The organism is Polynucleobacter sp. HIN8, assembly GCF_030297615.1.
In the GTDB taxonomy this organism is placed as follows: domain Bacteria; phylum Pseudomonadota; class Gammaproteobacteria; order Burkholderiales; family Burkholderiaceae; genus Polynucleobacter.
The window spans coordinates 368,165-383,229 of record NZ_AP028139.1; the positions used below are offsets into that span (position 1 = coordinate 368,165).

Here is a 15,065-nt window from a genome sequence, read left to right on the forward strand (position 1 = left end):
CTACACACCGCTTACACACCAAGGCATTTTTCATGGTGTGTAGTAAATAGGTTTTTTATGTGGTTTTTGTGTAGTAAAACAAGTTAAGTAGGGCCCATAGCTCAGTTGGTTAGAGCAGAGGACTCATAGCGAAAGTTGTGCACCAGATAGCGAAAGCTGCTGTGTGAATGGTGTCAAATTCGGTGAACGCTAAGTCGAAAGATATGCCAACGCCGAGCCAAGCGGAATCGCAAGATTCTGAAGGTGTAGAGACTAGACGGCACCCACCTAAGTTCTGAAAAGAATACGGTGAAGGCATAGTCCAGGGAGTTAGGAAACTAACACAAACCGGAATCCTTTGGTCCCAGGTTCAAGTCCTGGTGGGCCCACCAGAAAACAAAAACCCTCATCAGAAATGGTCTGGGTTTTTGTCTTTTGAGTATTACTAATGCGTATATCATGCCTGAAATAGACCCAATTTTGACTCGCATTGACTGCAGTCAATCATGTTTCAGACTTTGCTTTCTATGATTTATTCAACGAGTAGAAGAGTAAAAAGAACACATGGAATTCGAAATACCAGAAACCCTAGCCAATACGCTTCTTGGAATGATCGATGAGGATACGCTGCTTGCGAAGCGGCTTAGCGAGTACGGCCTTTCCCGCGGTAAACGTGTGGTATCCAGCCGACTTTTTGACGCCACCTCATTGAACACGCTCTACGGCCTGTGCCGCACGGCCGACGAGCGTGAGCTGATGTTCCAAATGATTGCGCTGGACAATATCCACGCCGCGCCGGCTGCCCGAAAAATCCCAAGCTTGGAGCATCTGATCCCTGGTCTGATCGCTTGGTTGTCGCGCGACATGATCGATGGCTGGCTCTACAAACTTGGCAAGGACGGTGTGTTGCTGCCCTGGCTGGTCCATTCTATGCGCTATGTGCAGCCTGTCGATGGCACAGCTTACGTCATCATCGGCCTTCTGGCTAACACCTTGCAGGCCGCAGATCGTGAGCCAATTAACGATCCGAGGTTAAAGCGCACCGGCATGACCTACAGCATCATCTTTTATGCCGAAGATATTCAAGATCGCACGATTCCCGAATTGATGACGGGTTATGGTTACTTTAAAGAATGTGCAGAATTCAAAAACGAATACGAGACACACTTAAAGCATTTCATGCAGATACAGCCGAAGTTTGGTGCGCAGTTTAATGTTTCTGGCACTGTCTGGATGTCCAGCGAAGGACATCGTCCACATCTCGAATGCGTGCGGCTGCAGGCAGGCACAGCCGCCCGCTGCGTCAATGACGAAGAGCTGCTAGAACGCCACTTTGACACCACCGCCGATGCAGGCTTCTGGCGCGGAAGCGGCATCAGCGAGGGTTTTGAGAGGATTCCCCAGCATTGCTATCTACATCTATTCCACCTGGATTACCACCGTAATGTATGGGTGCATGTGCAAAATGTTAAGACTTATCGTTACAAACCAGAATTGCGTGACAAGCTGGTTCTGCCGCATGCTCATCGCGACCTGATTGATATCTTGACCGCTGATCGTAACTTCCTAATGGAGGACATTGTCGAGGGTAAGTCGGGCGGTACAACCATCCTTTGCAAAGGCGCGCCTGGCTTAGGTAAGACGCTGACAGCAGAGGTCTATGCCGAGGTCGTCGAGAAACCTTTATACCGCGTACACTCTGGTCAACTCGGCGTGACGGCAAGCTCAGTGGAAGCCAACCTTTCGAAAATCCTGCGGCGCGCAGCACGCTGGGATTCAGTACTGTTGCTCGACGAGGCCGATGTCTACATTCGCCGCCGCGACAATGATCTCCAGCACAACGCTATCGTAGCTGAGTTTCTGCGTACTCTCGAGTACTTTAACGGCTTGCTATTCATGACCACCAACCGCGTAGCCGATATTGATGACGCCGTCTTGTCGCGCTGCATCGCTATCATCCAGTTCGAGACACCGACGCAAGAGCAGGCGAAACAACTATGGAAATCGCTAGCGCAGCAGTTCAACACCGAGCTGCCCGATGATCTAGTTGAGCGCTTGATAGTAACTTATCCAGCTGCCAGCGGCCGCGATATCAAGGAGTTGCTCAAGCTGACGCTAAAGTTTTGCAAAGGCAGGAATTTGATACTGAACGAAGAAGCATTTGCTCAGTGCGCAGCTTTCCGTAGCATCAGTAAATCCGTCTAAGATGGCAACGTTTGACACATCTATCCTTGGAGATTTGCTACTGGGCCGGCTCAGTTTTCGACCTGGCAACTTGCCCGACAAGCAAGCCTTGCCCGCTGGTCGTCACAACCTGGGCATCGCTAGCGAGCGTGATGCAGTATTGATCGTGCCGGACGATCTCCAGCCCGGAGTTCCAGTTGCTTTACTTGTGATGTTTCATGGGGCTGGTGGCAGTGCTGATAAGGTATTGCCATTTTTGATCAAGCATGCGCGTCAGCATGGCTTTTTGCTTCTGTTACCGCAGTCTCAGTTTCCAACTTGGGACTTGGTTGTGGGTGGTAATGGCCCAGACCTAGAGCGGCTGGATAAAGCATTGCACGAAGTGGCATCACGTTTTTATATCGATCCATCCCACTTGGGGTTTGCTGGGTTTTCAGACGGAGGCAGTTATGCGCTCTCAGTAGGACTGACCAATGGCGACTTTGTTAGCCACGTGATCATATTTTCTGGAGGCTTTATGTCAGTCCTTCAGCAAAATGGTGCGCCCCGCATTTTCATCGCCCACGGTTTGGAAGACGAGCAACTGTCAATTGAAACTAGTGCGCGTCCTCACGTAACCAAACTTAAGGCTGCAGGTTATGACGTAACTTCTTTGGAATTCAAAGGTCCGCACCGCATCGAGCCAGCAGTAGTTTCGGTAGCAATGGATTTTTTCCTAAAGCCAGCGACGCCACAGTAACAAGCCGTGCTTAGAATGCAGAAATTCTCATAGAACCGACAAACATTAGTCAGCGGGTTGGCGATATTGCCAAAAGTCTTGTTTATTGTTGAAGGTGTAGAGACTAGACGGCACCCACCTAAGTTCTGAAGAGAATATGGTGAAGGCATAGTCCAGGGAGTTAGGAAACTAACACAAACCGGAATCCTTTGGTCCCAGGTTCAAGTCCTGGTGGGCCCACCAGAAAAGCAAACCCTCATCAGCAATGGTGGGGGTTTTGTATTTTCTGAGCGTTAATTCAGGTAATGATTGAAGAATGCTTGCGCGTTCAATAAATAATCTACACCTTGCTTTGTACATTACATTATTTTTTTAAATCTTTTGATTCTTGTGGGCTTTTGCAAATTAAATTTCAATACTCAGGTTGATTTTTAAACACCTCTTAAAGCTTATATTTGTTTTAACTCTTCGCAGGATTCGCGGATTATTAGTTGTGTAGGAAGTGTTAATGGCTTAGGAATTGTAATTTTTTTCCTAGATAAGTTGACGAGTACTTCAGCTGCGTACATACCAATTTCAGCAGACGGAAACGATACGGTTGTTAGTGGCGGATTAATAAAGGGTGAAAAGTCACTGTTATTAAAACCTATTACAGAAATTGACTCAGGAACCTTTAGTCCTCGTTCGCGTAATGCAGTAATAGCGCCTAGAGCTAAGTAGTCATTTCCGCATATCAACGCTGTAAAATCAAGGCGAGGGCTTAATAATTCTAGCGTAGCATCGTAGCCCGCCTGAAACGTATAGTCAGCCTCTTTGATATTATTTCTCATTAATTGGCCGCCGTTACTGGCAATGGTTTCTAAGATTCCCAAATACCTTCGTGAGGCACGTTGATTTCCCTCTAGTGTGCCGCTGATAAGGGCAAACTTTAAGTGCCCAAGGGATAGGAGATGGTTAACTGCGGTTTGCCCTGCCAAATAGTTATCAAACCCAATATCCCCTGAGTTACCTTCGCTAGTATCTGCCCAAATATTTACAAGAGGAATATTATTTTTCTCTAATAAAAATTTCCAATCATCAAGGTATTTTCCGCCTCCTCCCAATAGAACGACAGCATCTACCCCTCGTTCAATCAAGACGCGTAGCGGCCCTATTGAGGAGATGTTTCCTTCGGTTGGCTGTGCCAGCAGCAGTGTATATCCTGCTTTACCAAGCTGAGTTCGTAGTACTTCAATAGTTTTTGCAAAAGCTGACGCTCCAATTTGGGAAATAACGGCCCCAATTGTGAAAGTCTCCTTAGAAACAAGAGTCCTGCCTGCCCCTTGAGGCACATAGCCCATCATTTTTACTGCCGATTGAATGCGTAGGCGAGTTTTTTCATCAACCATATTGGGGTGGTTAAGCGCTCTCGAGACAGTGCTAATAGAGACGCCAACGGCTTGAGCAACATCAAATAGGCTGGCTGGCATGCTTGTTTAATATGATATTCATGCAAACGATTGTAATATTAATTTCATCTTTTACATATACCTATTATTTAATAGGGGAAAACGTGAATTTTTAAATAATGCAAACGTTTGTATTATTATTGTTATATTCTTTACTTTTTACTATGTTATGACTGGAAAACAATACGCAGGAAAACCAACTAAGCACGCTATTGTTAGCACTCTAGTCGAGTTAGGTGTAACTCATGCATTTACGCTTCCAGGGTTGGGTGTGACTTGGATGCTCGATGAGTTTTATGAGGTTCGAGGTCAGTTAAGGGTGGTATTAACGCGCAGCGAACAAGTGGCATCAATCATGGCTCAAGTAGTGGGTAGGCTGACAGGAAAGCCTGGCGTATTCATGGGTCAAGGCCCTTTTGCAAGCACTACTGGAGCATTTGGGATTTTGGAGGCCTATTTTGCTGGGTCCCCAATGCTGGTGTTAACCGATACCTCGTGTTACGACGGTTTTGGAATGTATGGGGTATATCAAACCATGACAGGAGATTATGGTGCAGCTGATGTTAGGACCGTTTTAAAAACAATGACAAAGGCCACTTATTACGCAACCGAGACACACGAGGCAGTTTACGCAATTCAGCAGGCTTATCGTCAGGCAAGTCTTCCACGGACAGGGCCTTGTGCAGTGGTTTTAAAAAGTCCGATCATCCGACGCGAAATGTCTGATCAAAAACGTGTACAGCTATACCCATCTCAGGACACTAGTAATGTACTAATGCCAGAAATAGCATTGCAAGCAGTAAGCGAGTTAGTTGCAGTGATTAATCAAGCTAAGCGGCCGGTTGCAATTGTTGGCAATGGCTTACAAAATCCCCGAGGTCGAAAAGCCATCGCCGCACTGGCTATGAAATGTGGGATAGCAGTAGCAACAAGTTACAACGGCAAAGGAGTTGTCGATGAAACTGCTGAATACAGTGTTGGGATGTTGGGAACATGGGGGTCCAAAGTTGCAAATACAGCAGTACGGGAGGCCGATCTTCTGCTCGTTGTGGGCGCGAGTTTAGGCGCTGACTATTTGCGCTTTAGGGAGCCAAATTTTATTAGACCTGGTGATCAAAAAATTATTCAGATAGATGTTGATCCTAGAAACCTTGGATGGGTTTATCCAGTTGACTTAGCTATTAATGCTGAAGCAGCCAATGCACTTGAAGCCATATGTAATAGTGGAATAGTTTCTGATATGAGAGGTATGAGGTTGAATTGGATCAAGCAAGTGCAGCAGAAATGCCCCGATCCGCTTCAACTAGATACGCCTGCTGCTAATGGCTTTATCAATAATTCCACCTTAATTAAGGTACTAGATAAATTTTTAACTCCTGACCATTTATTAACTTTGGATGCTGGAACAAACCGTATTTGGTCTACGATCGCTTTAAAGATCCGAACCCCTGGTCAATTAATTGTTCCGGGTGGAATTGGCGGAATGGGCTGGGGAGCCCCAGCTGCAGCGGCAGCAAAATTAGTTCATCCAGAAAAAAAGGTCATTAGCCTGACTGGTGACGGGGGCTTTGCAATGACAATGAATGTATTGTCTACCTGCGTTCAAGAAAATTTACCAATCACTGTGGTAGTTGCTAATAACGGCGGTCTAGGAATGGTTCGGGACAACATGAAAGGCAAGAAAATAGCAGTGGATTTTGCGCCCATAGACTTTGCAGCAATTGCCGAGGGAATGGGCTGTCTAGGATTGAGTGCCAACTCTGCAGAGTCACTAGCTGAAGCATTACGGATGGCAGAAAATTCGGGAAGAACTGCAGTAATTAACGTAAGCATTGATCCGGCTTCAACCCATATCAATGTTTCTGATTATTGAGAAAAATCTAAATGACCCCTGTTGCAATCGTTACCGGCGGATCAAGTAATATAGGTTGGGCTATAGTTAACGCACTTAGCTCTTCATATCACGTTGTCATTGCCGATATCAATCCGCCTGAAAATGAATTGCCATTAAATTGCCGATTTTTGAGTTGTGACGTTTCTAACTTAAACCAAGTGCAAGATGTATTTATGCAAGCATTGCAATTTGGCGAGCTACACACGGTAGTTCATTCCGCAGGAATTACTCAAGCCCCAAAATTGATTTCTGAATTAACTGTTGAGGAGTGGGAACACATTATTCGTGTTAACTTGACTGGGGCATTTATTATTTGTAAGGTCGCCAGCACTCATATTAAAAAAGCCGGCGGATCAATTACTTTAATTAGCTCGCGTGCTGGTAAAACAGGAGTGGCTGCCTTAAACATTCAGGATCTTGGGGCAAAAGCCCATTACTGCGCGTCAAAGGCGGGCGTTATCTCCCTAACTAAATCACTAGCAATTGAGTTAGCCTCAAAGGGTATTCGAGTGAATGCAGTTGCTCCAGGATCTATCAAAGGAAGCATGATTCCAAAAGAACAATGGGATGTATTGGAAGAAAAAATTCCAATGAAGCGATTAGGAACGCCAGAAGAAGTCGCCAAAGCTGTTAATTTCTTATGTTCCACTGAAGCAAGTTACATTACCGGTCATGTTTTAGATGTGAATGGCGGAACATTGATGGATTGAAAGTAGTTAAGGAATAACCCGATTTGGAGAAATCATGAAAGTATTAAAAATTTTTACTACAGCTTTTATTTTTTATTCGCTTATATTAATTGGTCCCGGAACTGTTTTTGCTGCTTATCCTGACAAACCTGTTCGTGTAATTGTGCCTTTTCCGCCGGGCGGAGCAACTGATATTGTTGGACGAGAGATATCTGAAAAGTTATCCCAAGCTTTTAAACAAACATTTATTGTTGAAAATAAACCGGGAGCAAGTGGCAATATTGGTATGGAAATGGCTGCTAGAGCACCTGCTGATGGCTACACTTTAGTTATTGGCGCTCCCCAAACGCTCACCATTAATCCACAGTTGATGAAGATGTCATTTGATCCACAAAAGGAGCTGGCACCAATTGTGGTTATTGCATCAGTCCCAAATGTTCTTGTAGTCAATCCTAAGTTGCCTGTTAACTCTGTTAAAGATTTAATAGCGCTGGCTAAAAAGCGGCCAGGTAAATTAAGTTACGGCTCTTCTAGTATCGGGGGGACTCCGCATTTATCTGCTGAAATGTTTAAGGCGATGACAGGAACTTATATATTGCACATCCCGTACAGAGGTAGTAGCCCAGCTCTTACGGATTTAATAGGCGGGCATATTGATTTTATGTTTGATAATTTACCGGCGGCATTACCCTTTATACAATCCGGCGCCCTAAAAGCCCTCGCAGTAACTACTTTGAAGCGTTCGCCGTCATTGCCAAATACGCCAACCATGGTTGAGGCTGGTGTGCCTGATTTTGACTCCCAAGGTTGGTTCTCGTTATTGGCCCCAGCAGCGACCCCGACAGAGGTTTTAGAGAAGATCAATATTGAAGTAAATAAAATTTTACTTACTGATGATTTCAAAGCGAAACTTGCAAAGGTTGGTGCAAATCCAATCGGTGGATCAAGATCTGAATTTCAAAATCGAATTCAAATGGAAACCAAGCGCTGGGGGGCTGTAATCAAATCTGCTGATATAAAGGCTGAATAATGATTTTTAGATTGAAAGGTAAAACAGCTTTTTTTACCGGAGCGGGATCAGGAATTGGGTTAATAAGTTCAATTAGGCTGGCACAAGAAGGTGCGAATGTATGGATATCGGATCGGGATTTGACAATCCTAGAAGAGGCCAAGAAAACTGGAAAAGCACAGGGTGTTGTTTTAAACACCATCGAAGCCGATTCTACCCAGTCAGACTCTATCAAGACAGCTATTGATTCCATATCTAGAGACTCTGGCCGAATTGATATTTTAGTGAATAATGCAGGTGGGTCTTTGCATACGCCTTATCAATTTTTAGATGAAACTGATGAAGATTGGAAGCGCGTATTAGATTTAAATATTATGGGCACTGTTGTTGCCTCCCGTTTTGTGTTGCCCTACATGCAGCAACAGAAGAGTGGCAGAATAATTAATTTTGGATCAAAAGCAGGTCGATTTGGTAGTTTAATTGCTGGCGCCAATTATGCAGCAGCTAAAGGCGCTATTTCCTCACTAACACGTCAATTGGCTCTGGAGTTTGGTCCATATGGAATTACTGTAAATTGTATTTGTCCTGGCATAGTATTGACGAAGAGAACAACTGGACTTTGGGAATCAAGAAGAACTCCAGAAGAGAGAGCAAAAGTGTTACATGAGATTCCATTACGAAGACATGCCGTTGCAGAGGATATTTCAGGTGTAGTGGCTTTTTTTGCTTCAGATGATGCTGGATTTATAACGGGTGCAACCTTGGATGTGAATGGTGGACAAGGAATGGCATAAATGTGGATACACCTTAATTTTGACTTTTTTATATAGATACAGGGGTAGAAGTAACGAGTTCAAGCCCTGGTAACCCACCAATAAGATCAATGACTTATCGTGAAAACAGTAGGTCATCTTTTAAAAAAATGTAGTTAGTGTGTAGTAAATATTACTGCTAGACCCCAATAGATATATAGGTCTTGATTGAGTATCTATACTGTTTCTAGATTTAAACCATCAAGAAATAAATACTTATTAGAAAGTGATATGGCAGTGGATTTGTTCATTAGCCCATCCATTGACTTACTGGAGCCGCAGCATCTTGCAATGGTTGAGAAATGATATCTATCAAGGCCGGTTCTCCACATTCAATTGCTGATTTGATTACAGCCTCTAAATTGATCGGATCATTTACCGACCATGACCGTATTCCATAAACCTCTGCAATCTTGGCGTGGTCCGTTCGACTAAAGTCAACCGAGTAATATCTTTTGTCATAGCCAGATTTTTGACTTGCTTTAATCCAGCCATATACTGAATTAGAAATCACAATCATAAGAATTGGTAATTTATAGCGAGTAATCGTTTCTAATTCGCCGGAAGTAAAACCAAAACTTCCATCACCCATTACAGAAACGCATTTTGATTGTGGTTTTCCAATTGCCGCACCAATTGCCGCAGACATTGAAAAACCAAGAGCTCCATGTGCTCGATTTGTAATGAAGTGTCTTCCTGGAAGATCACTTAGAAAATATGCAGAAAAATAGGGACATGGAGTCCCAGGATCAGCGCAAACGATTGCATCCTTGGGTAAATATTTGTTCAAAAGATGAACAATTTTTTCGGGAACTATGGGGATTTGATTGCTGTTTGCTAAATTCAGGAATGGCTCAAATTTAGCTGCCTTAGCTTTAGCTACGACCGCTTTACCATCAACACAATTTTCAGCTCGAATTTGTAAATTAGACGTTAATTCCTTATAGAGTTCCTCAAGGGTTAGTTTTGCATCACCAACCAATCCAACTTTAGTGGGGTAATTAGCGCCGATCGTATTAGGGTCGATATCAAGGTGAATAATTGGGATTGATTTATTTGGAAATCGCCAATTCTCTGTTGTGGTAGAGCCTGCACGACAGGTAATAAAAAAAACTAAATCAGCACTATTCACAACTTCTCGAGTCGGCATGACACCACCATTGGCGCCAACCACTCCAACATTCAAAGGGTGATTGCCTGCGAGACTACCTTGACCGCTAACCGTAGTGCAGACTGGAATATTAAGTAACACAGCAATTTTTTCAAGAATTTGCTCAGCACCGGAGTTAACTACTCCACCACCACAAATTAATATCGGAAAATGAGCATTAAGGATTAATTTTGCAGCTTTTTCAATATCCTCATGATCTGCAACATACCGTTGCGCAGGGTAATGACAATGTTCTTTTTGTACCCAAATATCACTGCCTGAAACACTATGCTTTTGGACATCATGTGGAAGGCAGATATGAGCACTGCCGGGCTTGCCGGTTGTCATTGCCCGAAAGGCAGTGCGTACAGCCGAAGGAATTTGCTCAGCTAAGTCAATGGTTGTATTCCATTTAGTAAGGGGTTGGTAGAGAGCTTTCTGATTTAGCTCAGTCAGTGGAAATTTTCCACGTGATGTTACAGGTACATCTGAGGTAATGCCCAAAACTGGTATGGATGATTCGTTCGCTTCTACTAAGCCAGGAAGCAGGTAAGTTGCACCTCCGCCACTTGGGCCTTCACATACGCCTACTTTATGCGTGACCCGAGCGTAAGCATCAGCCATGTATGCTGCACTACGCTCATCTCTGGTTAATATGTGCTGAATGCCATGATCAAGCCGCGCTAGAGCATCGTAAAAGGGTAGGCTAGTATCGCCGCATAAACCAAAGATATGTTTGACTTCATACGCTTCTAACATTCGAACTAGAGCTTCTGCTCCAGTAAGCTTGTCGTTCATCTCAATCTTCCAAGTTTAATTTGGTATTTTTTACGAATTGCTGCCAGCGTTCAAATTCTCTTTTAGCATATCGTTCTAAAGCTGGACCATCGCTGGCTTGAACATCAAATCCACCTTGGGTGAGCTTCGATTTAATCTCCGGATCATTGAGCACCGCTTGAAAATCAGCGGTCAGTTTCTTAACAACTGCTGCCGGAGTATTGGCTGGGGCAAATGCACCAATCCAAGAATAGGCTTCAAAACCTGGATAACCAGATTCGGCAACAGTTGGAGTATTTGGGAGTTCTGGTAGGCGTTGAGCCCCTGTCACCGCAAGAGCTTTCAGTTTATCGGCTTGAATTTGACCTCTTAATGCCGCATAACTAAGAAGAGTTAGGCTTGCGGTATTTCCCACGACTGCTGTGATTGCAGGGCCACCACCACCATATGGAACATGCAATACGAAAATACCAGCTTTTCGTTTGATATCTTCCATTGCAAGATGATTAAGCGAACCAATTCCGGTAGATGCATAGCTGTAAAAACCAGGACGTTTTTTTGCAGCAGCAATAAACTCTGCCAAATTGTTTCCAGGAACAGAGGGATTTGCAGCAATTACTAGGGGAAAGCGCACCAATAAACTTACGCCAACAAAATCTTTAAAGGTATCGTAAGGTAGGTTAGGTTTAACAATTGGATTAATAGAGTGATTATCAAAACTAATGAGCAAGGTATTTCCATCAGGTGCTGATCTTGCTACATGTTGTGTTGCAATTTGACTGGCTGCACCTGGACGGTTTTCAATAACCACCGGTCTTCCAATTCGTTCAGCAAGCTTTGATTGAATGGTTCTGGCGGTAATATCAGTACTTCCTCCAGGTGGAAATGGAACCACAAGAGTTAATGGCTTCTCACTTTGAGCGATAGCAGCACTGGAGAGGGCAAATACTGCCATTAACAACATTAAGTGCTTAAAAAACGGACTAATTTTCATAGATCGATTCTTAAAAAGAGTTAAAAAAATTTGTATCAATCTTAAAGTCTACAATATCTTTAGGACCTTTTGATAAGCAAATACTGGTAATTTTGGATTGAGCGTTGTTTGCTGGTGACTGATGAATGGATAGCTCAATATTTGGTAAAAAAATCTGAGAAATATCTTTACTCAATATCGTATTAGTGGTTTGGATATTTAATAGCGCGATAAATTGATTGGTCACATCTTGAATATTGTGCGTTGTAATATTAATTTTCCGTAGGGTTGTAATTTGATTGACATGGTTTAACCAATGACTTTGCCATACATAATTTGGTGTTATGTGCTCACAAAAGTAGATTCTTATTCCAGGAATGGGTTGTTCCTGAAAGCGAACTGTTTTAAATTTGACCAATACTTTTGTATTTTCGTATTCAGATTCTCGGGAAAGATCTTGAACCGGATTAACTAGAAACCCTTGTTGCCTTAATTTTTCATAACATTCCTCTGCATTATCTGTACGAAAGACAATTGCATTTAAACCAATTTGCTGATTCGCTATTTCTGCTCTTTTGGGCATCTCACCTTTTTCCCATCCTAACAACTCGATATACGATGAATCGAGCATAATTAATCGATTACTAGAGCCTAGGTTGTGATGTGCTGTCGGAGTTAATTGAAAACCTTGGTTGGAAAATTTTTGCGAGAGCTCATCCAACCTGTCCCTCCCTATGATGACGAGGTGGTCAAAAAAATATTCTGAAAGATAATGAGATTTCAAATGAAACTGAGGCTTAGGATAATTTTCTTATATTGATGAGTTTTTATTAAAGCATAATACTTTTGTCTTTATTCCCCTGAGTTATTGAATTGATACTCTGCTTAACGAGTTGGAGCTCTTCTGTAGCCCAGGTTGGTGGACCCAATTACCCCTGTTCCCAAGCAGAATCACAAATTCTTATCAGAAATGATAGATTTATTTTGAGTGCTACTTCAAGTAACTCTTAAAAAACCACACATAACACCACACACCGATCCATAGGCGATGTAACCTCTTGATATCATAGAGGTTACTATGGATATCTGTGCTCATAATCCTTTGGTCCCAGGTTCAAGTCCTGGTGGGCCCACCAGAAAAAAACCTCATCGACCTCGATGGGGGTTTATTGATAGATTAGTAGTGACCTATAAAGATAGTCTTACAATTTCAGCATTATGAATCCATCCGAGCAAAGTAATTCAAATTCAGCCAATCAAGATACTCAAGATGATCAAACCTCGGCTTCGGATAGTTTTGAGGTTAAACCTGAGCCCAAACCCACCATGAGTAAGAGAGAGATCATGGAGGAGTTATCTCGACAACGATTTCCATGGGAAGAATAGGTGCTTATTCTTAGGAAAAACTAGTGCAGTCTGGTTTTTATCTATCGATTATTCTCGCAAGTTTAGGCGCATTACTATTTGCTGCTAAAGCGATTGTGGTGAAATTTTCCTATCAGTATGGCGCTACAGCAGATATCGTTCTGACCCTGCGGATGGTATTTTCACTTCCAATCTTTTGGCTAGCGGTATGGTGGAACCAGCAGATCACATCACCACAACCGCTCATCAGAAAGGATGTGATCAAAGTCTGTGCGATTGGCTTATTGGGCTATTTTGTATCGAGCTACTTAGATTTCCTCGGACTGCATTACATTTCTGTTGGGCTAGAGCGCGTGATTTTGTATTTAATTCCAGCCATCGTATTAGTACTGTCAAAGTTTTTACTGAAAAAAACAATTGATCGGCGGCAATATTGGGCGATGGCTGTCGCCTATCTTGGGATCACCCTAGTTTTTTTGCATGATATACAGTTCAATGGACAGAGCGCTGTATTTTTGGGTGGCATATTGGTCTTTTTGTCAGCCGTGGCGTACTCGATCTATTTGATCTATGCCGGTGAGCTCGTGGGGCGGGTAGGAAGTATCCGAATGGTGGCACTTGCGAGCGCCTCAGCTACGGCTGCAACCTGCATTCAGTCGCTTGTCTTGGACGTCGGTCAACTTTTTGTGCAGCAGCCCGAGGTCTATTACTTTGCGCTTATCAACGCCTTGTTTTGTACCTTTATCCCTATGCTTTTTATCATGATGGCGGTCAACCGCATTGGTTCAAGCTTGACTGCTCAGGCGGGTACGATTGGTCCAGTAGGCACCGCATTCTTGGGGTGGTATTTCCTCAGCGAGCCAGTGAGTGCTTTACAGCTTGCGGGAATTGCTGTTGTATTAATTGGAATTGCAATTTTGTTATCGATTGGCAAGTCCAATCAAAACCCAGCAGCAGCCGAATAATGACTTAATTTTTGAATGTGACCACGTGGTCAGCGCCCAAGCGAATACCAATTTTTTCGCCAATCGCATGGTTGTGGTGACTAGGGACAAAGGCAAACACCTCTTGGCCCGAATTGAGTTTAAGGGTGTATAAAAAATCGGCACCACGAAACGCCTTACGCACAACCTCTGCTTGCATCGGACTTTCATCGTCGTGCTGAATATCATCGGCACGTAAGAGCACATCAATTTGTTTTCCAGGACTCAATGCTTCCCCTGGATCTAATTGCAATTGTCCGAGTTCAATCTCAACGGCACCTCCATCTTGGGTTTTGCCTTTAATAAAGACACCCCGACCTATAAACTCAGCCACATAGCGTGTATTCGGTTTGTGATAAAGATCGTATGGAGTATCCCATTGAATGATCCTACCCTCATTCATCACTCCGATATGATCCGCAATTGCAAAGGCTTCAAATTGATCATGCGTGACGAGCAGGGCAGTTACCCCATTGGCTTTGAGAATATCGCGCATCTCACTAGCCAGACGCTCACGTAAATCGATATCTAAATTTGAGAAGGGCTCATCGAGCAAGATCAGATCGGGTTCGGGTGCCATTGCTCGTGCCAGTGCCACACGTTGTTGTTGTCCGCCAGAGAGTTCGTGGGGATAAGCACTTGCTTTGTCGTCAAGTGCTACCCGCTCCAACCAATGCATGCCAATTTTATGGCGTTCTGCATTAGTGCCTGTCCGTAGCCCAAACATGACGTTCTCAAGAACGCTAAGGTGTGGAAATAAAGCAAAGTCCTGAAAGACCATGCCAACTTTGCGCTCTGCTGGGGAAATTCGTTGGCTGGGTGAGCTTACCGTTTTGCCATGGATTTTGATCTCACCGGTTTGCACAGGCTCAAAGCCGCAAATGGCACGCAATACGGTGGATTTACCGCAACCCGATGGGCCCAAGAGGCAGGCAATATCCCCTGTAGGAAGTTGGAAACTGAGGCCATTGACAATCCGAATGACGCCCGAGCTTTCCTGTTTAGGAAACTCGATCGCAATGTTTTCGAGGGAAATCAGGGCTGGATTGGAATTCATCCCTATAATTTTCGCATTGAATCATAA

At 43.8% G+C, this 15,065-nt stretch carries 13 protein-coding genes; 8 read left to right on the forward strand and 5 right to left on the reverse strand.

What is annotated here, in order from left to right; all coding sequences use genetic code 11:
- The first annotated feature begins 543 nt into the window (after positions 1-543).
- Both QUE65_RS01935 and QUE65_RS01940 read left to right on the forward strand, forming a co-directional pair.
- Positions 544-2,184: an ATP-binding protein gene (locus QUE65_RS01935; protein ID WP_286281523.1), complete on the forward strand. Its 1,641-nt coding sequence runs from the start codon at positions 544-546 to the stop codon at positions 2,182-2,184.
- 1 nt (position 2,185) lies between these two features.
- Positions 2,186-2,902, forward strand: a complete 717-nt coding sequence (locus QUE65_RS01940) for an alpha/beta hydrolase (protein ID WP_286281525.1) — start codon at positions 2,186-2,188, stop codon at positions 2,900-2,902.
- Positions 2,903-3,330: 428 nt separating this feature from the next.
- On the opposite strand, the gene QUE65_RS01945 is transcribed toward QUE65_RS01940, so the two are convergent.
- The gene (locus QUE65_RS01945; RefSeq protein ID WP_286281527.1) at positions 3,331-4,350 is read right to left on the reverse strand and encodes a LacI family DNA-binding transcriptional regulator; all 1,020 of its coding nucleotides are present in this window, start codon (positions 4,348-4,350) and stop codon (positions 3,331-3,333) included.
- A 148-nt stretch (positions 4,351-4,498) separates the two neighbouring features.
- On the opposite strand from QUE65_RS01945, the gene QUE65_RS01950 reads away from it, so the two are divergent.
- From QUE65_RS01950 to QUE65_RS01965, 4 genes are read left to right on the forward strand one after another with little or no spacing between them, the layout of a single operon-like run.
- Positions 4,499-6,202, forward strand: coding sequence for a thiamine pyrophosphate-binding protein (locus QUE65_RS01950; protein WP_286281529.1), 1,704 nt, complete (start codon positions 4,499-4,501; stop codon positions 6,200-6,202).
- Between the two features lie 11 nt (positions 6,203-6,213).
- Positions 6,214-6,933: an SDR family oxidoreductase gene (locus QUE65_RS01955; protein WP_286281531.1), complete on the forward strand. Its 720-nt coding sequence runs from the start codon at positions 6,214-6,216 to the stop codon at positions 6,931-6,933.
- A gap of 34 nt (positions 6,934-6,967) precedes the next feature.
- Positions 6,968-7,942 carry a Bug family tripartite tricarboxylate transporter substrate binding protein gene (locus QUE65_RS01960; RefSeq protein WP_286281532.1) on the forward strand — a complete coding sequence of 325 codons (975 nt, stop codon included), beginning with the start codon at positions 6,968-6,970 and terminating at the stop codon, positions 7,940-7,942.
- The gene (locus tag QUE65_RS01965; protein ID WP_286281534.1) at positions 7,942-8,715 is read left to right on the forward strand and encodes an SDR family NAD(P)-dependent oxidoreductase; all 774 of its coding nucleotides are present in this window, start codon (positions 7,942-7,944) and stop codon (positions 8,713-8,715) included. The genes QUE65_RS01960 and QUE65_RS01965 overlap by 1 nt, the downstream gene beginning before the upstream one ends.
- Positions 8,716-8,983: 268 nt before the next feature.
- Here QUE65_RS01965 and QUE65_RS01970 read toward each other — a convergent pair whose 3' ends face one another.
- From QUE65_RS01970 to QUE65_RS01980, 3 genes are read right to left on the reverse strand one after another with little or no spacing between them, the layout of a single operon-like run.
- Entirely contained in the window at positions 8,984-10,681 is a 1,698-nt protein-coding gene (locus QUE65_RS01970; protein ID WP_286281536.1) for a thiamine pyrophosphate-binding protein, read from the reverse strand.
- A gap of 1 nt (position 10,682) precedes the next feature.
- On the reverse strand, positions 10,683-11,624 hold the full coding sequence (locus tag QUE65_RS01975) for a tripartite tricarboxylate transporter substrate binding protein (RefSeq protein WP_458574774.1): 942 nt from the start codon (positions 11,622-11,624) through the stop codon (positions 10,683-10,685).
- A 40-nt stretch (positions 11,625-11,664) separates the two neighbouring features.
- Positions 11,665-12,417 carry a VOC family protein gene (locus tag QUE65_RS01980; protein WP_286281540.1) on the reverse strand — a complete coding sequence of 251 codons (753 nt, stop codon included), beginning with the start codon at positions 12,415-12,417 and terminating at the stop codon, positions 11,665-11,667.
- A gap of 434 nt (positions 12,418-12,851) precedes the next feature.
- Here QUE65_RS01980 and QUE65_RS01985 point away from each other — a divergent pair, with 434 nt between their 5' ends.
- Both QUE65_RS01985 and QUE65_RS01990 read left to right on the forward strand, forming a co-directional pair.
- Entirely contained in the window at positions 12,852-13,019 is a 168-nt protein-coding gene (locus QUE65_RS01985) for a hypothetical protein (protein ID WP_286281542.1), read from the forward strand.
- 23 nt (positions 13,020-13,042) lie between these two features.
- A complete protein-coding gene (locus tag QUE65_RS01990; protein ID WP_286281544.1) occupies positions 13,043-13,963 on the forward strand; it encodes a DMT family transporter in 921 nt (306 codons plus the stop codon).
- 4 nt (positions 13,964-13,967) lie between these two features.
- Here the strand turns inward: QUE65_RS01990 and QUE65_RS01995 are convergent, their stop codons facing one another.
- Positions 13,968-15,038: an ABC transporter ATP-binding protein gene (locus QUE65_RS01995; protein ID WP_286281547.1), complete on the reverse strand. Its 1,071-nt coding sequence runs from the start codon at positions 15,036-15,038 to the stop codon at positions 13,968-13,970.
- Between the last annotated feature and the right edge of the window lie 27 nt (positions 15,039-15,065).